The organism is Spirochaeta thermophila DSM 6192 (assembly GCF_000147075.1).
Taxonomy (GTDB): Bacteria; Spirochaetota; Spirochaetia; order Winmispirales; family Winmispiraceae; genus Winmispira; species Winmispira thermophila_A.
Genome location: NC_014484.1, coordinates 1906710 through 1928873, shown reverse-complemented (window position 1 = coordinate 1928873; position 22164 = coordinate 1906710). Strand labels below are relative to the sequence as shown.

Sequence of the window (22164 nt, the reverse complement as noted above, 5' to 3'; positions counted from 1 at the left end):
GTAGAGAGTGGTGAAAAAATCAAACGGTCACGACCGGCGGGCGGGGATGCGGATGGTGTATCGGGTGCCTCTCCCGGAATCCACCGAGAGGGTGCCGCCGAGTTGCTGGACGAGCAAGCGGATGACCTGGAGACCGAGGCCTCCCGATCCTGCGGAGTCGTGTGTTTCGGGCAATCCTCGTCCGTCGTCTCCCAGTTCCATGACGAGTTCGTCCCCTTCCCGGCGCAGCGCGAGGGAGATGGTTCCACGATCCTCGAAGGCGTGCTTGCAGGAATTGGTGATGATCTCCGTGACGATGAGTCCGAGGGAGGTGGCGTCCTTGGCACTGCAGGAGAGGGGCGCGAGGTCCATGTCGAGGGAGATCCTATCCCCCGGCGCATAGGCTATCAGCAGTGTCTGGGCGAGGCGGGAGAGATAGGCGGAGAGGTCGACCTCCTTGATGCCTCCGAGGTTGTGGAGCAGGGCGTAGAGCTCCGAGAGGGACTTCACCCTGGCCTCGAGCGAGGAGATGCGGGAGAGGAGACGTGGATCGGCCCATGAGGATTTCTCGAGATGGATGAAGCTGAGGATGAGCGAGAGGGTGTTCCGGACCCGGTGGAGGAGTTCCTTGAGGAGGAGTTCCCTCTCTTCCACGGCCTTCTTGAGCTGTTCCGTGGCCTCCTTGAGGGCGATCTCGGCGAGTTTCTTCTCGTGGATGTCTCTTCCTACCCCGATGATGCCCACCACATTCCCCTCTTCGTCGAGTACGGCGGTGTCGCTCCAGGCGAGCCATCGTTCGCCGTAGACGGTCATGGCGCGTTGCTCCATGTAGGCGGTGTAGGGGGGACGATAGAGGGCTTCCATGGCCTTGAGGGTTGCCTCCCGGTCGTCGGGATGGACGAGGGGGATGAAGGTCTTACCCAGAAGTTCCTCTTCGCTCTTGCCGAACATGCGGCAATAGGAGGGGCTCACGTAGAGGAACCGGCCCTCGGTGTCGATTTTGACCACGAGGTCGGTCTGGTTTTCGATCAGGAGACGATACTTCTCCTCGTTTTCCGTGAGGGTCTCAAGGAGATCGGATCCCCTCAGGACGATGAGGAAGAGGTCCTTCGTCCATGGGATGAGGAGCGCCCTTCCTCCATGCTCCGAGGTCTTCCGGAGGGGGATCTCGAGGGGCCCCCCCTGGTCGAGGGCTTCCGCCACCCTCTCGGCCGGGAGGCTCGTCATGTCCGAGAGGAGGGGGGAGGAGTGGTCCATCCATGCCTTGAAGAGGCCGTTTCCATGGAGGGGCCTCCAGGAGAGGGCCCCTCTCTCCCGCGTGAGTCCGCAGAGGGCGGCGGGCTGGTCGAGCACGTCTATGAGGCGCCGTATACGGTCGTCGGTTCCGGCGGCGCGATCCGCGCACCTGTCCTTGAGGAGACGGATCACGTTGGTGAGGAGGGTTTCCCTGGTGACGAGTTTGGGAAGGAAGATGCTTCCCTCTATCGACTCCACCTGGGCGAGGGTCTCGGGGTCCGAGTAGTTCGAGAAGAACGAGTAGTTCGAGAAGAAGATGATGGGAAGGGACGATGTCGTCCTGATCCGCCGTGCGAGGTCGATACCGTTTTCCCCTTCACCGAGTCCAATGTCCATGAGGACGAGGCCCACGGCGGGTGTGGTATCGAGGGCCCTGAGAGCCTCTTCCGAGGAAGTGGTGTGGATGGTCTCCAGTCCCCTCTCGGCGAGGGTCCGTACGAGGTCGAGGGCGATGAGTACTTCGTCCTCCACGAGAAGGACGGGAGGGAACCGCGTGGCCACATATCAAGTGTGGTATATAACAAGCGGTTTTTCAACTTCATGGGTAGAGGAGCGAGAGAAAGAGGACGAGGGAGACGGGGAAGAGGATGAGGTAGGCGAGATAGGAGGTGAAGAGGGAGATGCCGGCTATCTCTTTGTGGGTGTCGGCGCTCTGGGCCATGATCGAGAGGTTGGTGGCGGGCGGGGTGTGGGTCTCGAGGAAGAGGACCCACAGCTGGGGAGGGGTAAGGGTGTCCCTGAGGAAGAGGAAATAGGCGAGGTAGAAGAGGGCCGGGAGGATGAGGAGGCGGACGCCCACGATGGTGAGGGCGGCTCCCAGATAGGCCTTTCGTTCCTCCCGTGACACGGAGATGTCGGCGAGCATGGCACCGAGGCAGAGGAGGACGAGGGGGAGGGTGGTGGAACCTATGGTGTCGAGGGTGGAGACGATGCTCGCGAAGGGGAGGGAGGGGTGGAAGAAGGCCTCCTGGAGACCGAGGACGGGGATGGAGAGTCCCGCGAGGATCCCCCGCACGGTGGGGGTGAGGAGGGCGAGGGGGGATCGGGTGGCGGTCCCGGTGATGAGGGCGTAGCCCGCGGTCCACAGGAGGGTGCTCGAGCCCACGAGGTAGGCGCCCACGTAGATCCCGGGGAGGTCGGTACCGAAGCGTTCGGCCACGAGGGGCACCGAGAGGGCGAGGAGTTCGATGTTGGTGATGGGGAGATACCCCGAGTTGCCGAACGAGGCGAGGGCGAGGTAGGCCTTTCGTTCCTCCCGGTCGAGTCGGGGGATCAGGGTCCCCAGGAGTGTGGCTGCGACGAGGCCTGTGAGGGCGATCCCCACTGCGCTGAGGGGGAATATCCAGGCTGTGGTGAGTTGCGGGAGGGTGGTGCGCGAGAAGCGTGCGAAGAAGTAGAGGGGGAGGAAGATGCGCACGAGGAGGGTGCTGAGGTCCTGGAAGAACGATGAGGAGAATCCTCCTCTCTTTCTGAGGAGGAAGCCCAGTCCCATGAGCACGAAGAGTTGAAGCACCGAGTACATGAGGGGGAGGAAGGGGATGCGCATGGCCTGATTGTAGCGGGGGAAGGGAAAAAATCAAGGTGCGGGGGGATCCCGGTGGGGATGGGGAAGGAGTCGCGCCTTGGTGAGGAGTTTCCTCCCTTTCTTCTTCTCGAGGGCGAGGAGCGCCTCTTCCAGTGTCTTCTTCTTCCGGGAGGGATCGGGGAAGAGCTGGGGGGGTAGGAGTTCCGTCTCGGGGGCGAGGCCCGAGACCCCCACGCCGAGGAGCCTGATGGGAGTCTTGCCGTCCCATCGTGAGGTGAGGAGGGTCCGGGCGGTCTCGTAGAGGTCCTCGGCGCACTGGATGGGGGTGGGGAGGGTGATCTGTGCGGTGGTGGTGGTGAAGCTGGAGTAGCGGATCTTGATGAATACGGTCTTCCCGGTCTCTTCGTGGAGGAGGAGGCGTTCCATCACCTTGTGGGAAAGTGCGAGGAGGTGGGTCTCGGCTTGATCCATGGTGGTGATGTCCTGGTCGAAGGTCTCTTCGTGGCTCGCCGAGCGGGTCTTGGGTTCGTCATGGTAGATGCCTGGGTCGTGGCCGTGGGCGATGGTATGGAGGAATGCGCCCTGAGCCTTGCCGAAGAGGGCCTGGAGCTGTTCACGGGTGAGTGCCTGGAGCCTGGAGGTGGTGGTGATCCCTTTCTGCTTGAGGAGCGCGAGGGTCTTCTCTCCCACACCCCACAGATCGGCGAGATCGAGGCTTCGGATGAAGGGTTCCTCTTCTCCTCGAGGCACCAGGAAGAGTCCCGCCGGTTTGTTCCTTTCCGAGGCGAGCTTCGCCACGTACCGGTTGGAGGCGATGCCGATGGAAGCGGTGACCCCCACCTCTTCCCGGATGGTGCGCTGGATGGTCCGGGCCGCCTCCTCCGGAGGGCCGAAGAGGCGTTCGGTTCCGCTCATGTCGAGGGATGCCTCGTCCACCGAGATCTGTCTCACCTCGGGGGTGAAGCGATGGAGGATCTCCATGACACGCCTGGAGTATTCCTGGTAGAGGCGCATGCGGACGGGGAGGAAGATGCCGTGGGGGCAGCGTCGCATGGCCTCCTGTATGGGCATGCCGGAGCGTATGCCGTAACGTCTCGCCTCGTAGGAGCAGGCCGAGACCACGCCTCTCCTGGGGGGGAGTCCGCCTACGATGACCGGTTTGTCTTTGAGCTCGGGGTGCTCGACTTTCTCGACCGAGGCGTAGAAGGCGTCGAGGTCCACGTGGAAGTACACGGGTCTCACGGGCCGCCTCCGAGCGTGAGTGTGCGGATGTACACGGTGTGGGTCTCGACCTTCACCAGGGGGGAGGAGATGGAGGGGGCTCCGGGGTTCGAGCGGGTGAGGGCCCTCACGGTGAGGGTGATGGGGCGGCCGTGGGGGATGTAGAGGGGGAGTGTGAGCGGGAGCGCGGGGACGGGGGAGATGACCACGAGGGCTCGTTTCCGATCGGTGTCGAATTCGAAGGGGAAGGTGGTCTCCAGGAGGGGGAGGCCTTCCTCTGATTCGAGGGTGAGGTGACAGGCGTCGAGGGGCAGGGTGCTCTCTATGGTGAGGTCGACGCGCAGGCGGTTGAGGAACCGGTGTTCCCGGGTGGAGAGGAGGAGGGGTGAAGGGGGGGCGGGGGTGGTGAGTGAGAAGGTGCGGGTTTCGGGGAGCGGCTTCCACGCGGTGTCGTACGTGAGGATGAGGCCGGAGAGTGGGGCGGGGCTTTCCACGGTGATGCGGCGTTCCGTCTCGTCGATGTATTCCACCACGTGTACGGGCCGGGGGGTCTCTTCGGTGAAGGTGGGGGTGAGGAGGAGGTGGGTCGTGAGGAGTGCGGTGGCGAGTCCGGAGAGGATGAGGGAGAGCAGGAGGAGGGTGCCCACCTTGGTGGCGGGACGGTGGAGGAGGATGTCGAGGCGGAAGAGGAGGAGGAGGAAGGGGAGGAGGAGGAAGGCCATGAGGAGGTCGCCGGCCGCCGGTGGGGTGAGGAGGAGGGGGGACGGGGTGGGGGTGGAGAGGATCCACCAGAGGGTGTAGACGATCCAGAGCGGTGAGAGGAGGAAGAGGAGGAGGCGGAGGATGCGCGATCGTGTGACCGAGAATCCGGTGGCACAGAGGAGGGACCAGAGGAAGACGATGCCCAAGGGGAGCATGATGCTCCCGAAGAGGGCGATGTCGAGGGCGAGGAGGAGGATGGCGGCTGCGGTGTAGTAATGGGTTATCCTCATGAGGGGGAGGGAGAAGATCCTGAGGAGGAAGAGGAGGGTCGAGATGAGGAATACCGTGAGGGAGATCTTGAGGAGGAAAGAGGCCTGGAGGTGGTGGAGGAGGAAGGCGTCGTACCGGTGGAATCCTGCGATGCTCCCGAGGAGGGTGGTGCCGAGCAGCAGGAATGCGCCGGTGGCGAGAAAGAGGAGGGGCGTCATGAACCATCCCCGCTTCATGATGGAGAGGTAGCGGCGGAGGTGCCTGAATCTGAAGAAGCCGAAGAGGAGGGTGGCGGTTATGCCTGCGAGGAGGAGGATGAGATAGTGGTGTTCGTGGATGACGATGAGGTGTCCGGCATTCAGGGGGATGGCGAGGTAGTGGTTCTCCCAGGTTCGAGGGGGGGTGGGGGGGAGGGTGGTGATGAGGGTGGTGAGGAAGTCGAGGAGGGGGGTGGGGTCTGCAGCGGGGGTGGCCGGGGTGAGGGCGGCCGAGGGGAGGTCGTGGGTGTAGAGGGTGGTGAGGAGGGAGGCGTAGGGGAGGTCGTCGGGTGCGAGGAGTGAGAGGGTCTGGGCAGGGATGGAGGGGGGGGTGTGGATGGAGAGGGAGGGGCCTGCGGCCCGGAAGAGTGTGGCGAGGAGCCAGGGAGGGGCCTTGCGGGCCGAGGCGGTGGTGTGGAGGGTGAGGGAGGAGGCGGGGTGGGTGATGTCCAGGTAGAGGAGGACCCTATGGTCGAGGGCGGGGAGTCCTTCGAGGTAGGAGAGGGTGTGGTGGAAGGGTGGGGTGACGGGGAAGGGGGAAGGGAGGGGTGCAGAGGGTTCGGTGCGTTCCTGTACGAAGAGGACTTCCAGGTTGACCGGGATGTCGGTGGTTGCAGCCCAGGCGAGGAGGGTGAGGCCGAGGGCGGGGGGGAACGGGGTGCCGAGGGGGAGGACGAGGGTGAGGGTGGTGGGGCGGTGGCGGGAGAGGGTGGCGAGGATGGGGGCGTCGGGGGCGGGGGAGAGGGGGGAGGCGGGGATGCCTGCGTCGGAGAGCGCCGAGAGGAGGTAGGCGCGGGGGGTGTCGGTGGCGGAGAGGGCGTGGAGGTGCTGGGCGAGGGAGGGGGATTGGGGGGAGAGGGGAAGGAGGACGAGGAGCGAAAACAGCGGGATCCAGGGATGTCGCCTCATGATGGATGTAAGCATAGGACAACCACAGGGCAAGGTCAACTCAAACCTTTGCTCGGTCACGGTTTTACAATCCCCCGGTTTCCCGCTATAATGATGCCCGACACGGGTTGTCCGAATCACATCCATGGTGTGGTAAGGGGGAAAAAGTGGAACTTCTGCCCGAGATCGCGGAACGTGTGAGCGTCCGATCCTTCACCGACAGAGTGCCGCCCGAAGATGTGGTCCGCAGGATCCTCGAGGCGGGGCGCCTCGCTCCCTCGGCCAAGAACAGGCAGGCGTGGCGGTTCGTGGTGATACGAAAGGAGGAGGTGCGGAGGAAGATCGAGGAGGCGGCCTTCCATCAGGAGTACGTGGGGCAGGCGCCGGTGATCATTGCAGGGTGTACCACCAACGTGGAATACCGCATGCCCAACGGCCAGCTCTCCTATCCCATCGACATCAGTATCGCCATGACCCAGATGATGCTCCAGGCCGTGCACGAGGGCCTCGGTACCTGCTTCGTCTCGAGCTACGACGAAGAGCGGGTGAAGTACGTGCTCTCGGTTCCCTACTCCATGCGCGTGGTGCTCCTCCTCCTCCTGGGGTATCCGGCGGAAGAGCCGCTGAGGCCTGAGCGCTATCCCCTCGAGCGCATCGTGGGTTTCGACCACTGGTGAGTGTCAGCGGAGGGCCTCGTAGCGGTATGAGAGGGCGGCTCTCCTCCTGCTGCGATCGAGCCCCAGTTCGATGAGCCTGGTGAGGAGGTCAGGAAACGAGATGCCCGCTGCCTGGGCCATGAGGGGGAACATGCTCACCGGCGTGAATCCCGGAAGGGTGTTGATCTCGTTGAGGTAGAAGACCTCGGTCTCGGTGTCGAGGAGAAAATCGACTCGCGCGAATCCCTCACACTCGAGGGCCCTGTAGGCCTTCTCCGCCAAGCTCCGTACGTACTCCTGCTGTTCAGGGGTGAGCTCTGCAGGGATCTTGAGCTGGAGACCTTCGGTGTCCTCGTACTTGGCCTCGTAATCGTAGAATTCGTGCGTGTGGATGATCTCGCCGGGGGGGAAGCTCCGTACGTCCTCGTTTCCCCACACCCCGCATTCGATCTCCCGGGCCTCGATCCCCTGCTCGATGACGATCTTCGAGTCGTACGTGAAGGCGAGTTCACAGGCCTTTTTGAGCCCCCGCTCGTCGTGGACCTTTGAGATGCCCACAGAGGAACCGCCCCGGGCGGGCTTCACAAAGACGGGAAACTCCATTCTCCGTCTGAGCTGAATCGCAAGCTCGTTCCAGGGAGGGAGTGACTCCCGGCGTACCACCATGAAGGGGAGGATGGGGAGTCCCGCCTGCAGCCACACCGCCTTGGCCCTGTCCTTGTCCATACCCAACGCGCTCCCGAGCACCCCCGCTCCCACGTACGCCACCCCGGCCTGCTCCAGCAACCCCTGGAGCGTGCCGTCCTCTCCGAAGGTGCCGTGCACGATGGGGAAGACGCAGTCCACCCTCAGGTCTTCCCCCCCACACCAGAGCCCCGCGCCCGGCACCACCCACACCACCGCCCCCTCGTCCTCGGCCACCTCCAGCGCCCCCTCCTTCACCCGCACCTCGCGCTGCAGGTACCACCGTCCCGCGTGGGTGATCCCTACCGGCAGGACCTCGAACCTCTCGCGATCGAGGTGCTCGTAGATCGCGGCCGCCGACCTGCACGAGACCTCGTGTTCCCCTGAGCGTCCACCGTAGAGCAAGGCGATCCTCATCCGTTCCATGCCCCGCATTATACCCGCCCCCCCCTTCCCTCACAAGCCCTGCTCCTCCCGCCACCCCCGCGCCGCCAGTGCCTCCCGTACCGCCCCCACCTCATCCCACGCCACCGGACCCTCCGCCGTGACGATGCTCCGCTCGTGGCCCTTCCCCAGGCACAGCACCGCATCCCCCTCGCGCGCCATCCCCACCGCCAGGCCGATCGCCTCTCTGCGGTCCGGCACCATGAACAGGCTCTCACCCTCCACCAGCCCCTCGCACCCCGCGGCGATCTCCCGCAGGATCGCCATCCTGTCCTCGCCCCGGGGATCCTCATCCGTGAGCACCACCACCTCCGCCCAGCGCGAGGCCACCCGCCCCTGCATCGGCCGCTTCGTCCTGTCCCGCTCGCCCGCCGATCCGAAGACCACGATCAGGCGCCCCTCCACGAACCGGCGCACGAACGGCAGGAGCTTCTCGAACGCCCCCGGCGTGTGGGCATAATCCACCAGCACGAGGAACGGCTGACCTGCCTCCACCCGCTCCATCCGGCCCGGTACACCCTCGAGGTGTGGCACGTGGGACAGGAACCCCTCCGGCTCCTTCCCCGCCGCCGCCGCGGCCCCCAGCACCGCCGCGAGCACGTTCTCCACATTGAAGCGGCCCGGGAACGGCACCCACACCTCGAGGGTCTCCCTCCCGTGCACGAGACACCGCGACCCTGCGAGCGACTCCTCCCGCACCTCGGCCCAGAGCCTCGCCCCCTCCCGTGTACCAAGCCCGTACCCCCACACCCCGGCCCTCGTCCTCTCGGCGAGGAACCCTGAGGAAGGATCGTCCAGGTTGAGCACCGCCTTCCCCCCCTCGGGGAGCCCCCTGAAGAGCCTGCCCTTGTCCTCGCGGTACTGCTCGAACGACCCGTGGAACTCCATGTGCTCGTGGGTGATGTTGGTGAGCACCCCCACGGTGAAGCGCACGTCTTCCAGCCGTGCCGTGCGCGGAGAGAGCCCGTGGGAGGTCGCCTCCACCACCGCGTGGGTGCACCCCGCCTCCCTCATACGGGCCAGCGCCCCATGCACGAACGGGGCCTCGGGCGTGGACTGGCGAAGCGGATTCGGCTCGGGCTCCCCCCCGGTGGAGAAGAGCGCCGTGGAGATGCACCCCACCTTCACTCCCGAAGCCCGGAGGAGCTGGTAGATGAAGTAGGTGGTACTGCTCTTCCCGTCCGTACCCGTCACCCCCGTCACCTCGAGATCCTGGGAAGGATGCCCGTAGAACACCGCGGAAGCGGCGGAGAGCGCCCTCCGGGCGTTCTTCACCCTCAGGTACACCACCCCTTCCCGGTAGGACGGAAGCTCCCGCTCGTGTACCACCGCGACCGCACCCCGCCCGAGCGCATCCTCAACGAACCTGTGTCCGTCGGTGTGAAGCCCCGGAAGGGCGAAGAAGAGCGCCCCCGATTCCACGTCCCGCGAATCGTAGGCGAGGAGACGCACCCGGGGATCCCCTCCGCCCCGCACCTCCTCGGGCTTGATCGCATCCAGCAAAGATGATAGAACCAGACTCATGGCCCCATCCTATCAGGGAGACGAGCGCGCAGACAAGGCCGTGTATGTGGTGAGGGCGGAAGGCACCTTTGCTGCGGCCCACTACCTCTCTTCCTACCACGGGAAGTGCGAAACCCTCCACGGCCACAACTACCGCGTCCGAGCCTACGCCGCAGGGAGGAAGCTCGACGAAGGGGGTATGGTCCTCGACTTCGGGATCCTCAAGAAGGCCCTCAGGGAGGTCCTCGCACGGCTCGACCATACGAACCTCAACGACCACCCCTTCTTCCAGGAGAACCCGAGCGCCGAGCGGATCGCCACCTATGTGTACGAGGAGATGGTGAAGAAACTCCCCGGGACACCGATATGGAAGGTAGAGGTGTTCGAGACCGATGAGAACCTCGCCATCTACCTTCCGTACGGGGATACGTTCCCACCCCTACCTTAACCGTCAGCTCATCGCCTACATAGGCAACAAACGCCCCCTCCTCCCCTTCCTCGCCCGGATCTTCCACAAGGTGAGAGCCCGTACCGGAGCCCGCACCTTCCTCGACCCCTTTGCCGGCACGGGCGTGGTGAGCCGTCTCGCTCGTACTCTGGGCTTCGAGGTGACTGCAGGCGACTGGGAGTTCTACGCCTCCCTCGTGAACAAGGCCTACCTTGAGATCGACGCCTCCGATCTTCCCCTTCTGTACCGGCATCTGGGCGGCATCGAGGAAGTCCTCTCGGTCCTCAACCGTCGAGGCGCCGCCGGATACCCGCGAGCGCCCTACATCAGCCGGTACTACGCCCCACGCAGCCTCGAAGACGCCGATCCCTCTTCCGAGCGACTCTTCTACACACCGTACAACGCCCGATTCATCGATGTGGTGCGCGAGACCATCGAGGAGTGGTATCCCGGCTGGGACCTCCCCGACCCGGCGGGAAAGGAAAAGGCCCTCCTCGTGGCCCTCCTGCTCTACGGTGCGGCCAAGCACGCCAACACCTCGGGGCTCTTCAAGGCCTTCCACCGGGGCTTCGGAGGCCATGGCCGCGATGCCCTCACCCGTATCCTCGCCCCCATCAGGATTCCCCATCCGGTGCTCCTCGAGCACGGACCGTCCGCCCGTACCTTCTGCGAGGACGCCTTCTCCCTCGTCTCGCGAATAGAAGCCGATCTCTGCTACCTCGACCCGCCGTACACCATCCACCAATACGGCAGCAACTACTTCATGCTCAACACCATCGCCCTATGGGACAGACCTCCGGTGAGCGAGGAACGCGACCGGGAAGGGAAGCTCGTCCACAAGGCGGGGATCAGGTCTGACTGGAAGCGCACCTGGTCTCCCTTCTGTTCCCGCAGGTACGCCGAGGAGGCCATGGAGGCCCTCGTCGTGCAGGTGCGGGCCCCTGTGCTGCTGGTGAGCTACAACACCGACGGGATCATCCCCTGTGAACGCCTCGTCGACATCCTCTCGCTCCACGGCTCGGTGGAGGTGGAGGTGGCGAACCACACCGCCTACCGCGGGGGACGGCAGAGCATCCACAGAAAGACCGGCACCGTGGAGTATGTGTGCATCCTCACCAGGGGGAAACCCGCCTCGCCGGAGCTGCGACGATCCCTCAGACACGTCCTTGCGGTGAAGGAGGTCGAGGCCCTCCTCTCGAGGGGTTTCCGACCCGCCCTCCTTTCCCGCCTCTTCCGACTGGAAGGCGACCTCCTCCACCTCTCCCCCTCTCTCCCTCCGGTGAAGACCATAGCCGGCTACCTCCCCCAGGGAGCCCCTCCGGGTCTCGAACGGTGCAGCCTCGAGGAACTCGAGAGCATGAGGGCCGACCTCTCCCTCGCGGCGTGTACCGACAAGGAGGAGGAATTCTACGTGGCCCTCTCCATCCTCCCCCGACTCTCCCACAGGAAGGAGGTCCGGCTCCTCTCCAAACGCGTGGTGTGGCTCCTCTCCAAGTTCGCCTTCAAGAAGTACCGGTGCGAGTTCAGCCGCGCCGTGTCCCACCTGCAGCACCTCCTCGCGTCGTCGCCGGGCGCCTATCCCCTCATCGAACGAGACCTCGCCCGCCTCCTGGAACGCGCCCGGAGACGGATGGGGAAGATGGAACGGCAGGAGTGAACTCTTCGGGTGAGGAGGGTGTCGTCGATTCCCCACGCGGATCTCCTGATTGATTCCGGTCACCGCCTGTACTATGCTTTCTCGTGTCACGGGGGAGGTCCTCGTGGAGCCATCCCATGGAGGTACGTATGAACCTTCGAATCTTTCTCCGACGGTTCGATGCCGTGCTCGCGGTGATCCTCATGATCTCGCTCTTCCTCCCCTGGGTGAGCGCCTTGGGGATTTCGTTCTCTGCCGTCACCTTAGGGGAGATGGCCGGCGGAATGGGGAGTATCCAGGAGCTGCTCAAGGGTGGCACCTCTGTGCTCACCGTGCTCCGCTATGCCTTCTACGTGCTCTTCGCCCTCTGCTGGATCGTCCTCCTCCTGCGGCTCGCCGATGCCGGGGCGCGTCTCGTCTCCGTGGTCACGGGCGTGCTGGGGCTCCTCCTGGCAGGCGGCGTCCTCTTCGAGGTGGTGCGCCACGATCTCGCACTCAGGCCCGGATGGGTGCTCGCAGCGGCCGCCGCGGGACTGCTCCTCATCTTCGGACTCGCACGCCGGAAGGCGGAGCCCTGAGGATATGCCCATCCTTGCGGAAGGCTCACGATTTGCATAGTATAAAGTGATGATGGAACTCAGAGGCTATCAGAGGAGCGCCCTCATACGGATGGCGCACGATCTGGAACCGGCGGTCTATGTGGGAAAGGCGGGCTTGGCCGAAGGTGTGTTCCGGGCCCTCCACGATGCCCTCGAGAGGAACGAACTCGTGAAGGTGCGGTTCGTGGCCTGGAAGGATGAACGGGAAGACCTCGCCCGCGAGCTCGCGGAGAGACTGGGGGCCCTCCTCGTAGCCGTGATCGGACACGTGGCCGTGTTTTACCGGGAGGCGAGCGATCCCGAGAGGCGGAGGGTGATCATCCCGTACCGCGAGGAGGGGTGAATGGCGGTTCGTCCCACTGTGGCCCGGACACCGGAGCTCTATGCAGGGGAAGGGGTGTTCGACCTGTTCCCCCGGCTCGTGGCGGAGCGGGGGTGGAGGAAGGTCTTCCTCTGTACCGGCATGTCCTCCTTCGACGGTCTCGAGCCTGTACAGGAGGCGCTCAGGGAGATCGAGCGCAACGGGGTGGAGTGGGAACGATACCCGATACACGGCGAGCCCTCGCCCCAGGTGGTGGACGAGGGGGTGCGAAGGGCCCGCGAGATGGGGGCCGAGGTGGTGGTGGCGGTGGGCGGAGGGAGCGTGCTCGACACCGGAAAGGCGGTGAGCGCAGGCCTCTTCCTCGAGGGGAGCGTGAAGGACTACCTCGAAGGAGTGGGGACGAAGTCCCCCACAGGGGAGCGACTCCCGCTCGTGGCCGTGCCCACCACGGCGGGTACGGGGAGTGAAGCCACCTCGAACGCCGTGCTCTCCGAGGTGGGCCCCTCGGGCTACAAACGCTCCCTCCGCCATCCCGGCTATGTTCCCGATGCCGCCTTTCTCGATCCGCTCCTCCATCTCTCCTGTCCCCCTTCCATCACCGCAGCGGCGGGTATGGACGCCATCTCGCAGCTCGTCGAAGCCTTCCTCTCCACCGAGGCCAACCCTGCAAGCGACGCCCTCGCCCTCCAGGGGCTCGTGCTCGCAGGTCGTTCCTTCCTCGTGGTGGTGCGTGAGGGCGGGCGGAAGGTGGATGCGAGGCTCGAGATGGCCTATGCCGCCTATTTCTCCGGCGTGTGCCTCACGAGCGCAGGCCTGGGGTTGGTGCATGGGCTCGCCTCACCTCTGGGGGCTCGGTTCCCCGTATCGCACGGCCTCCTGTGTGCCAACCTCCTGCCCGAGGTAATGGAGGCCACGGTGCGGGTCCTGGAGCGGGAGGGGTACTCCTCCCTCCTCACCCGGTGCGCCCTCGCGGGCGAGGCCCTCTCGGGTCGGCGTCCCACCGGTACCAGTCCCCCCTCCCTCCTCCCCGCCACCCTCTATGCCCTCCGCGAACAGGCGGGCATCCCCTCCCTCTCGGGATGCGGCATCACACCCGAGGATGCGCGCGCCCTCGCCGCCTCCGCTTCCCACAAGGCCCACCCCTGCACCATACCTCGAGAGGAGATCGCTTCCATCATCATCTCACGCATCTAGGAGGCCGCATGCCCGATATCCCCGTTCCTCCGCCCCCCCTTCCCCCCTACTTCCTGGTAGTCTGCCCCAGTCCCACCTTCCAGCGTACCCTCCGGTTCGATGCGGTGCGCAGAGGGGCGGTCAATCGCGCCCGGGAGTCATCCCTCTGCGTGGCCGGCAAAGGCCACAACGTCTGTCGCACCCTGAGCCAGCTCGGACAACGCGCCGTACACCTCACCCACCTCGGCGGACTCCAGGCCCCCCTCTATCTCCACCACGCCCACCGGGAGGGCATCCACGTGCACGCCGTCTCCCTTCCGGTGGAGATCCGTACCTGCACCACCGTGATCGAGGCCGACGGAGCGGTCACCGAACTCGTCGAGGAGTCGCCCCGCGTCCCCGAACAGGCATCCTCCCGCCTCACTGAGGCCTTCTTCCAGCTCCTCTCCGGCGCCCACACCCTCATCCTCACCGGCAAACCGGCCCCCGGTTACCCCGCAGACCTCTACGCCCGCATGGCGCAGGCCGCCTCCCGTACAGGCGTCCGCCTCATCGTGGACATACGCGGCCCCGAGCTCGAGGCCGTGCTTCCCCACCGTCCCCTGGTCGTGACCCCCAACCTGGAGGAGTTCTCCTCCACCTTCCTCCGGGGAGCGGCCGCATCCAGGGACCAGGCCGCCGCCGAGGCCCTGCGCCTCGCACGCGCCTACCACACCGCCTTCGCCATCACCTGTGGCCCGGAGCCCCTCATCCTCGCCGGCCCGGACGGAGTGGACCACGTCCCGGTGCCCCGGGTTCCGGCGGTCAACACCATAGGGTGCGGCGACGCCTTCACGGCGGGCCTCGCCCTCGCCCTCCATCGGGGCAAGCCCCTCCAGGAGGCCGCCTCCTTCGCGGCTCGGTGCGCCTCCGAGAGCGCCCGCACCCTCGTCCCCGCCTCCCTTCCCGACCCCAGGGCACTCATCCTCGAGCTCGCGGACTGACCCCGCCTCCCGCCCCATCCGACCCCCTGCGCACCTCCCGTATCCCGTTCTCCCCTCGCGATCCGCCTTCACTCCTCCACTCCGTCCCTCATGAAGAAAGGCGCCCGGAAGGTCCCGGGCGCCTTTGCCATGAAAGAGGCATTGATCGTCGCCTATTCCAGCCCTTGTTCGAGCTTCAGCGTCATGGTCGGCTGGTTGCACACATCGTCCGGCCCGTAGTACTGGATCGCGCCCGGGAAGACATAGGCGCTCTCGGTCGCCCACGCATCCCGCTGTGTTGCGAACCGCTTGAACGGTGCACCCTCGAGATCCACGAGGGCCTTCCTGATCACCGGCTTCATCTTCCCGTGCCGCTTCTCCATGTTCATCATCATCGTGAGGGGGATCCCCATGGGCTTCCACTCCACCGCAGGTCGGGCGAGGTTCTTGATCGCCGCGATGTAGCCCGTGAGCCCGTTCGCGATCAACACGAAGGCCGTGAACCCGAGGGCGTAGCAGTAGTCGGCGTCGAAGTTGCTCGGGAAGGCGCACCTCGCCTCGTAGCCGAAGAAGTGGTTGAGAGCGCTGAACTTACCCTTGTAGGCCCCTTCCTCTTTGAGCGCCTTGAGCCGGGAGGAGACCATCTCGATGAGCAGTTTCTCGGTCTCGATCCGCGAGACCTGGACGTTACCGTGCGGATCCCTGTCCATGAGGAGCTGTGCCTGGATCGTCTCGGGGAGTGAGGAGAACACGTGCTGGTTGTTGCCCGAGAGCTTCCCCTTCACCCACGAGATCCGTTCCCTCGGATCATCGATCCTGTTGAAGACCTCCGCCTCCTTCGCGAGCAGGGTGTTGAGCTCGTCGATGAGCGCCCCCACCTCCGGTATGAACTCGATGAGCCCCTCGGGCACGAGCACCACCCCGAAGTTCTCCCCCTTTGCGGCCCGTTTCACCACGGCATCCACGATCTGATCCACGATCTGGGAGAGGGTCATGTTCTTCTCGCGCACCTCCTCCGAGACGATGCACACGTTCGGGTGGGTCTGGAGGGCGCACTCCAGGGCGATGTGTGAGGCCGAACGGCCCATGAGCCGGATGAAGTGCCAGTACTTTCGGGAGGAGATCGCATCCCGGGCGATGTTGCCGATGAGCTCTGCGTAGACCTTGGTGGCGGTATCGAATCCGAAGGACGCCTCGATGTACTCGTTCTTCAAGTCCCCGTCGATGGTCTTGGGGATTCCGATCACCTGTATGGGCGCCCCCTGTTGTACGAAGTACTCGGCGAGCAAGGCGGCGTTCGTGTTGGAGTCGTCGCCTCCTATGATGACCAGGGCGTCCAGCCCGTGTTTCTTCGCGTTCTCGAGAGCCTTTGCGAACTGCTCGGGCGTCTCGATCTTGGTTCGTCCCGAGCCGATGATGTCGAACCCTCCGGTGTTCCGGTACTGGTTGATGAGCGAGTCGGTGAACTCTATCCACTCGTCGTCGAGGATGCCGGAAGGCCCTCCCTTGAAGCCGATGAGCGTGGACTCCCTGTTCGCCTTCTTGAGGGCGTCGAAGAGGCCGCAGATCACGTTATGGCCGCCGGGTGCAGGCCCGCCCGAGAGGATCACCCCCACGGTCCGCCTCCTCCCCGCCTCGGGGTTGGATCCCCTGGTGAGGGTGGCGATGGGCTTCCCATAGGTGTTCGCAAACAGACGCTTGAGGTCTTCCCTGTCGGCCACCGCCTCGGTGGGCTGTCCCAGTTCCGCCTGGATCCTGGCGATCTCGTCCTGAAGCACGGGAGGCAGCTTGGGGACGTATCCATATCTGGCCTTCTGAAGCGGGGATATCCGTGTCATGAGCTCCTCTCCTTTGGATGATATGGTTGCGACGGGGAAAGTGTATCCGTATGGATCGGTTTGTTCAAGGAGTGTGCATCAGCGTCGGGAAACGCCCGGCTGCTGCCTCCCGCTCGTTTCTCCACATCGCTACTCCTTGTCATATCGGAATTTTTGCCGTACACTGGGTATGACACACGGAAGCACGATGAAGGGAGGAAGAACGCCCGTGCAGCCCGGTATCCATCTGCTCGAGAACAGCATCCAGCACTATGCGTGGGGGTCTCCCACCGCCTTCACCACCTTTCTCGGCATCCCCAACCCCGAGGGCACGCCCATGGCCGAGCTGTGGATGGGCGCCCATCCGAAAGCCCCCTCCTATGTCCGCCTCTCGGACGGGGAACGCGTACCGCTCGGAGACCTCATCGAACGGGATCCCGTCTCCTGGCTCGGCGCTGCGGCCCCGCGCTACGGCAACGTCCTCCCCTTTCTCTTCAAGGTCTTGGGCGTGGCTCAGCCGCTCTCCATCCAGGCCCATCCGAACAAGGAGCAGGCACGAGAGGGCTTCGAACGGGAGAACCGGGAGGGCATCCCACTCGATGCACCTCATCGCAACTACAGGGATCCCAACCACAAACCGGAGGTGATCTGTGCGGTGACGCCCTTCTGGGCCCTGCGGGGCTTCCGCTCGCCCGGGGAGATCGCACGCAGGTTCACCCATCCCGCCTTCGAGCCCCTCGAGCAGGCGGTGAGGGACCTCCGGATAGACCCCACTCCCTCGGGCCTCTCCCGCTTCTTCCGCACCCTCATGACCCTGGAGCCTCAGGTGAAACGAGAGGTGGTGACCACGGCCTCGGTGGCCTTCCGGGATCATCCGGAGCCCGAATACCAGTGGCTCCTCCGGCTCGCCGACCTCTATCCCGGGGACATCGGTGTCCTCGCCCCCCTCTACCTCAACCTGGTCAAGCTCGCGCCGGGTGAGGCCATGTTCCTCCCCGCAGGGGAACTCCACGCCTATCTCGAGGGCGTGGGGGTGGAACTCATGGCCAACTCGGACAACGTCCTGAGGGGCGGATGTACTCCTAAGCACGTGGACGTGCCGGAGCTCCTCCGCATACTCACCTTTCGAGGGAAGGATGGGGTGGAGGTGCTCTCCCCCCGGGAGGTCGCACCCGGTCTATGGGCGTACGACCTGCCCACCGGGGAGTTCGCCCTCTCCTGTATCGAGGCGGACGACCCGGTTGAGGTGCAGGTGGGTTCCATGGAGATCCTCGTGCTCCTTGGGGACCATGCGATCTTCTCCTGGGAAGGCGGAACCCTCGAGCTCTCCAGGGGACAGTCGGTGGTAGTGGCGGCCGTGGTGGGCCGCTACGAGGTGAGTGTCGAGGGCCGCCTCTACCGGGCCTCGTTGCCGGTGGCGTAGATGGCGCGGGTTCGCATCTACCTCGACGGCGACTCGTGTCCCGTGAAGGTGAGGGAGGTGATCTTCAGGGCTGCAGCGCGGCGTGAGGTTCCCGTCTACGTGGTGCATCAGGGAAGGCTGCGGCTCCCGCAAGGCCCGTGGATCAAGCCGGTGAAACTCCCCCCGGCGCCCGGCGCGGCCGATGCGTACATCCTCACCCATGCGAAACCCTGGCACCTGGTCGTCACCCGGGATATCCCCCTCGCCGCCGAGCTCGTGGAGCGGGGGGTGCCGGTGATAAACGACAGGGGTACGGAGTTCACCCGGGAAAACGTCCGGGAGCGCCTCTCCGTGCGCCACGCCATGAAGCAGCTGAGGGAGCTGGGGCTGGTGAAGACCCGCAGTCGTTTCTCGCACCGCGAGCTGCGGGCCTTTGCCGCGGTCTTCGACCGGGTCCTCACGAGGCTCCTTGAGGAGTCGGGGTAGGGGAAGTCAGGGTTCCTCCACCTCTCTCTCGGAGATCCCCAGTTTCCTGAGGACCAGATCCTTCACCTCGCCCGCACGTTCGAGCGCTTTCCGTGCCTCTTCCAGGGTGGGGGTATAGAACTCGTCCGGATAGCGCACGTCCACCGCATACGAGGTAAGATCCCCCGGATCGAGTGATTCGAAATCCTCATCCTCCCTGCTGCAGAGTGCGAGCAGGAACTCGATCGAGTGCGTTCTCCCGAACTCCACCCCGCGGGAGATGAGGTACGCCTTCAGGAACTTCTCCACCGCCTGTTGAGAGTGGAAACATACCGAGGAGGTGATGACCTCGTTCTCTGGGGGGAGGTTGAGCTCGTGCGAGGCCGTGAGGTAGTCTTCCCAGCCTTTGTGGAGCCACTTCCTCACGTAATCCTTGGGGTTCACAGGGGGACCCCTCGATGGAGCGCCTCTCTCGTGATGCTTCCCGGCAACGATTCGTAAGAGGGGAGCTCTTCGGCGGTCTTTACGAGGATGTCCACCGGAATGAGCTTTCCGGCAAAGACCCTTCTCAGCTCCCTCGAAATCCTCCTCTTCTCCTGGATGCTCAACCTCTCTCTCACGATGACGAGGATATCCCAGTCGCTCCCCTTGGAGGAGTCCCCTCGCGCGCGCGATCCGAAGAGGAGGATGCGCTCGGGATGGAGCCCGTTCTCTCCCAGGTGCTCACGGATGAGTTTCCCGATGAGCGGTTTCACCTCGTCCTCGGGGATTGCTCCCCCCGAATCGAAAGGGAAGGACCGTCGCCCTTTTCCGTGCACTCCTTTCCTCATCCCGTGTACATACTAGCACATCCCGCGCGGTTGTGCAGCCTGTAGGTTTCGGCTCCTTGAAGACCCGCAGTCGTTTCTCGCACCGCGAGCTGCGGGCCTTTGCCGCGGTCTTCGACCGGATCCTCACGAGGCTCCTTGAGGAGTGAGCCCTGCCTGGGCCACTTGCCTCCCCCGTCGGAATCCAGTACGTTCTCCGCATGAGGATACGAGGTGTGATCTTCGATCTCGACGGCACCCTGCTGGACACCCTCCCCGACTTGGCGGAGGCGGTGAATACCGTACTCGCACGCCACGGGTTCCCGACCCACCCCATCGAAGGCTACCGGCTCATGGTGGGATTCGGCGCCATCACCATGATAGAACGGGCCGTGCCGCCGGAGGCCCGATCGCCCGACCGGGTGGAGGCCCTCTTTCGTGAGTTCGAGGAGGAATACGAGCGACGGGCACACCTCCGAACCCGCCCCTATCCCGGCATACCCGAGCTCCTCGGCCGTCTCAGGGAGGCCGGCGTCCGTCTCGCGGTGTTGAGCAACAAGCCGCACCACGCCGTGGAGGGAGCCCTCGCCCCGTTCTTCGACCTCTCCCTCTTCGATGTGATCCTGGGGCACCGGGAAGGGCTCCCGCCGAAACCGGACCCCCGAGGGGTCTACGAGATCCTCGCAGCGTGGAGCGATCTCGGACCCGAGGATGTGGTGCTTGTAGGCGATTCCGAAGTGGACCTCCAGACCGCGAGGGCTGCGGGCATACAGGCGGTCGCGGTCACCTGGGGCTTCCGCACCGAGGAGGAACTGAGGGATGCGGGCGCGCGGATACTCTGTCATAGTGTAGAGGAGCTCTCCGACCTCCTCTCCCGAGAGTTGTCCCCCCTGCGGTGAACGCCGGGGCGCCTCGTCTTCCGTTGGAGGGCGCGCCTCGTGTGACTCGGCGTCGAAGCCCGCGAAGAGGTGCGTGTACACCCTCCCCACCGGGGTGCGCCCGCCTGTCGAGCCCCCTCACGAGGTGATCCTGAGATACCCATCCCACCCTTCGGGTACACCCGATGCATGCAGGGTCATTGCCTGCTCGAGGTAGACCCTTGCGGGCATGTCGGAAGGGACGACCTCGAGGACCCTGTTGAAGAGCGAGATGGCGGTGGCGAAATCCCGCTTGAAGAAGGCGAACATCCCCTGTTCGAAGGAATCGTACGCCGCCCTCAGCTCCTTTTCCTTGAGGAACTCCCTGTCGGTGAGCACCTGGAAGACCGATACCGCGGAGGACTTGCCCTTCACCATCACCTTCCCCAGGAATCGGAGATGGAGGGCTCCGGGATCCGCCAGGGACATCACCACCTGCTCCGATATGAGGATATCGGTTCCGAACGTCTTGGTGAGATTCTCCAGCCTCGCCGCGATGTTGACCACGTCGGAGATCACGGTGGTATCCATTCGGAGATCCTCGCCCACGGTACCCACCATGCACGGCCCGGTATGTATCCCTATACCTATGCGTATGGACGGCCAACCCCTCGACTCATACCGCCTGTTGAGCGCCGGGAGCGCCTGCTGGATCTCGAGGGCCGCTGCAAGGGCGTCGTCCGCCTTATGGGGGAAGATGGCCATGACCCCGTCCCCTATGTACTTGTCGATGAATCCGTGGTGCTTCCTGATGATGGGACCGACGCACTCGAAATACCCATTGAGGAATTCGAAGCTCTCGGCAGGGGTGAGGGACTCCACGATGCTCGTGAAGTTCCTGATGTCGGAGAACATGAGGGTGAGCTCGGTCTCCGTCTGATCTCCCAGTCGCACGTCCTTTATCGACCCCCTGTGCATGAAGGAGAGGAATTCCCGGGGGACGAACGTGGAAGAGGCCTCGTAGAGCTCCTTCCAGTTCCTCTCCATGGTGTATTTCTCCTCTATCGAGGTCTGGAGTCTCTTGAACTGGATCAGGGTGAGGAGCACGATGAAGACCAGGAAACCCGCGGGGATGATATTGAGGGTGAGCCGGTTGGAGGGGAGGAACCCCAGCCCTCTTAGGCCGAAGATCACGACGCTCGCAATGAGCAGCATGTAGACGTACAGGAGTTCCCGTCCCAGGAATACCTTCCTGCTGGGAGCGCGCAGGACGATCCAGAGGCTGGGGATGAATGACACCACCCCGATGAGGGCGAAGGCCTTCACGTAGAACCCGGGCTCGGTGAGGAAGGTGAGGACGATGAGGAGGAGGGCCGCGCCCCAGAATGGGGAGAAGATCCGGAAGAAGCCGGACTCATCCTCTCTCCTGAAGAAGAAGATCATGAAGAAGCTCAGGGCCACGAGTCCCAGCACGCCGCATATCACGTAGAGCCGAAAGAGGGGGACGATGTGTTTCGGCATGAAGAAGAGGACGAACCCGTCCTGTACGGACTGGAAGATGCCGTAGAAGAGGATGAATACCGAGAGGAACAGGCTCGCGATACCGTCGGATTCCCTCTTGTAGACATAGAAGAAGAAGAGGTTGATGAATGCGGCCAGGAGAATGGCCCCCAGGTAGAGGCCCTTCGCGGCGGTCTCCCTGAGGGCGAGGACCCTGTAGGTGTGCTCCTCGTAGAGGTGGAGGGGAAGCCTGAGGGTTCCCTCGGTGGCGATCCGCAGATACATCGTGTTGCGCCCCGGCCTGAGCTCCACGGGGAATACGGGCCTGTGAGAACCGGTGTAGGTGTCGGATCCGAGTACGCGCCATCCGCCCGTCTCCTGAGGGAGGTAGAGCCACACGTCGTCCACGAGGCTGTAGTCGAGCACGAGGAGGAAGGAGGCGGGCCTCCCGCCCTTGTACTCGAAGAGGAGTCGGAACCACATGGGATTGCGCTCGAATCCGAACGAGACATCCCCTTCCCCGGAGGCCTCTTCAAAGGCGGACGGGGGGAGGGAAAGGACGTGGTCGAGACCGGCTGTGCCGGTGGTGTCCTTCCAATAGGAACACCGGCCGCCTATGTGCACCGCTCTGTCGGAGTCCGTCACCGGGATCACGGGATCTGCCGCAAGGAGACGCACCCCCAGGAAAAAGAGAACGACGATCGATCTGCTCAGCCCTCTCATGGATGAGGCCATGGTACCGTGATTTCCCG

General features: G+C 64.5%; 20 protein-coding genes. 10 read left to right on the top strand and 10 right to left on the bottom strand.

Going from position 1 to position 22164, the window contains the following annotated elements:
• Positions 1 to 27 precede the first annotated feature (27 nt).
• The 4 genes from STHERM_RS08785 to STHERM_RS08770 are packed head-to-tail and all read right to left on the bottom strand — an operon-like array spanning position 28 to position 6159.
• The gene (locus tag STHERM_RS08785; RefSeq protein ID WP_013314536.1) at positions 28 to 1776 is read right to left on the bottom strand and encodes a PAS domain S-box protein; all 1749 of its coding nucleotides are present in this window, start codon (positions 1774 to 1776) and stop codon (positions 28 to 30) included.
• Between the two features lie 37 nt (positions 1777 to 1813).
• Positions 1814 to 2821: an AEC family transporter gene (locus tag STHERM_RS08780; RefSeq protein ID WP_041623503.1), complete on the bottom strand. Its 1008-nt coding sequence runs from the start codon at positions 2819 to 2821 to the stop codon at positions 1814 to 1816.
• A gap of 30 nt (positions 2822 to 2851) precedes the next feature.
• Entirely contained in the window at positions 2852 to 4042 is a 1191-nt protein-coding gene (gene dinB, locus STHERM_RS08775) for a DNA polymerase IV (RefSeq protein ID WP_013314534.1), read from the bottom strand.
• Positions 4039 to 6159, bottom strand: coding sequence for a hypothetical protein (locus STHERM_RS08770; RefSeq protein ID WP_148223902.1), 2121 nt, complete (start codon positions 6157 to 6159; stop codon positions 4039 to 4041). The genes dinB and STHERM_RS08770 overlap by 4 nt, the downstream gene beginning before the upstream one ends.
• Before the next feature lie 146 nt (positions 6160 to 6305).
• On the opposite strand from STHERM_RS08770, the gene STHERM_RS08765 reads away from it, so the two are divergent.
• On the top strand, positions 6306 to 6815 hold the full coding sequence (locus tag STHERM_RS08765; protein WP_013314532.1) for a nitroreductase family protein: 510 nt from the start codon (positions 6306 to 6308) through the stop codon (positions 6813 to 6815).
• A 3-nt stretch (positions 6816 to 6818) separates the two neighbouring features.
• Here STHERM_RS08765 and STHERM_RS08760 read toward each other — a convergent pair whose 3' ends face one another.
• Positions 6819 to 7904 (bottom strand): D-alanine--D-alanine ligase family protein, encoded by a 1086-nt coding sequence (locus STHERM_RS08760; protein ID WP_237223246.1) that lies wholly within the window; start codon positions 7902 to 7904, stop codon positions 6819 to 6821.
• A 30-nt stretch (positions 7905 to 7934) separates the two neighbouring features.
• Entirely contained in the window at positions 7935 to 9446 is a 1512-nt protein-coding gene (locus STHERM_RS08755) for a UDP-N-acetylmuramoyl-L-alanyl-D-glutamate--2,6-diaminopimelate ligase (RefSeq protein WP_013314529.1), read from the bottom strand.
• On the opposite strand from STHERM_RS08755, the gene queD reads away from it, so the two are divergent.
• The 6 genes from queD to STHERM_RS08725 all read left to right on the top strand — a co-directional run bounded on the left by queD (position 9445) and on the right by STHERM_RS08725 (position 14586).
• On the top strand, positions 9445 to 9873 hold the full coding sequence (gene queD, locus STHERM_RS08750; RefSeq protein ID WP_013314530.1) for a 6-carboxytetrahydropterin synthase QueD: 429 nt from the start codon (positions 9445 to 9447) through the stop codon (positions 9871 to 9873). The genes STHERM_RS08755 and queD overlap by 2 nt on opposite strands.
• Complete coding sequence (locus STHERM_RS08745) at positions 9818 to 11530, top strand: DNA adenine methylase (RefSeq protein ID WP_013314528.1); 1713 nt, start codon at positions 9818 to 9820, stop codon at positions 11528 to 11530. The genes queD and STHERM_RS08745 overlap by 56 nt, the downstream gene beginning before the upstream one ends.
• Positions 11531 to 11658: 128 nt before the next feature.
• Positions 11659 to 12087 (top strand): hypothetical protein, encoded by a 429-nt coding sequence (locus STHERM_RS08740; protein ID WP_013314527.1) that lies wholly within the window; start codon positions 11659 to 11661, stop codon positions 12085 to 12087.
• 49 nt (positions 12088 to 12136) lie between these two features.
• Positions 12137 to 12451 (top strand): YhbY family RNA-binding protein, encoded by a 315-nt coding sequence (locus STHERM_RS08735; RefSeq protein WP_013314526.1) that lies wholly within the window; start codon positions 12137 to 12139, stop codon positions 12449 to 12451.
• Entirely contained in the window at positions 12452 to 13624 is a 1173-nt protein-coding gene (locus STHERM_RS08730; RefSeq protein WP_013314525.1) for an iron-containing alcohol dehydrogenase, read from the top strand.
• A gap of 8 nt (positions 13625 to 13632) precedes the next feature.
• Positions 13633 to 14586: a 1-phosphofructokinase family hexose kinase gene (locus STHERM_RS08725; protein WP_013314524.1), complete on the top strand. Its 954-nt coding sequence runs from the start codon at positions 13633 to 13635 to the stop codon at positions 14584 to 14586.
• Positions 14587 to 14738: 152 nt separating this feature from the next.
• On the opposite strand, the gene STHERM_RS08720 is transcribed toward STHERM_RS08725, so the two are convergent.
• On the bottom strand, positions 14739 to 16403 hold the full coding sequence (locus STHERM_RS08720) for a diphosphate--fructose-6-phosphate 1-phosphotransferase (protein ID WP_013314522.1): 1665 nt from the start codon (positions 16401 to 16403) through the stop codon (positions 14739 to 14741).
• Positions 16404 to 16590: 187 nt separating this feature from the next.
• Here STHERM_RS08720 and manA point away from each other — a divergent pair, with 187 nt between their 5' ends.
• Positions 16591 to 17805, top strand: a complete 1215-nt coding sequence (manA, locus tag STHERM_RS08715) for a mannose-6-phosphate isomerase, class I (RefSeq protein WP_041623499.1) — start codon at positions 16591 to 16593, stop codon at positions 17803 to 17805.
• Positions 17806 to 18270: a YaiI/YqxD family protein gene (locus STHERM_RS08710; protein ID WP_041623497.1), complete on the top strand. Its 465-nt coding sequence runs from the start codon at positions 17806 to 17808 to the stop codon at positions 18268 to 18270.
• 6 nt (positions 18271 to 18276) lie between these two features.
• Here the strand turns inward: STHERM_RS08710 and STHERM_RS08705 are convergent, their stop codons facing one another.
• Together STHERM_RS08705 and STHERM_RS08700 are read right to left on the bottom strand one after the other, a co-directional pair.
• Entirely contained in the window at positions 18277 to 18693 is a 417-nt protein-coding gene (locus tag STHERM_RS08705) for a HEPN domain-containing protein (protein WP_013314520.1), read from the bottom strand.
• Entirely contained in the window at positions 18690 to 19079 is a 390-nt protein-coding gene (locus STHERM_RS08700; RefSeq protein WP_237223244.1) for a nucleotidyltransferase domain-containing protein, read from the bottom strand. Before STHERM_RS08700 ends, STHERM_RS08705 begins: the two co-directional genes overlap by 4 nt.
• Before the next feature lie 197 nt (positions 19080 to 19276).
• Here STHERM_RS08700 and STHERM_RS08695 point away from each other — a divergent pair, with 197 nt between their 5' ends.
• Positions 19277 to 19954, top strand: coding sequence for an HAD family hydrolase (locus tag STHERM_RS08695; protein WP_013314518.1), 678 nt, complete (start codon positions 19277 to 19279; stop codon positions 19952 to 19954).
• 117 nt (positions 19955 to 20071) lie between these two features.
• Here the strand turns inward: STHERM_RS08695 and STHERM_RS08690 are convergent, their stop codons facing one another.
• Entirely contained in the window at positions 20072 to 22135 is a 2064-nt protein-coding gene (locus STHERM_RS08690; RefSeq protein WP_148223901.1) for a 7TM-DISM domain-containing protein, read from the bottom strand.
• Between the last annotated feature and the right edge of the window lie 29 nt (positions 22136 to 22164).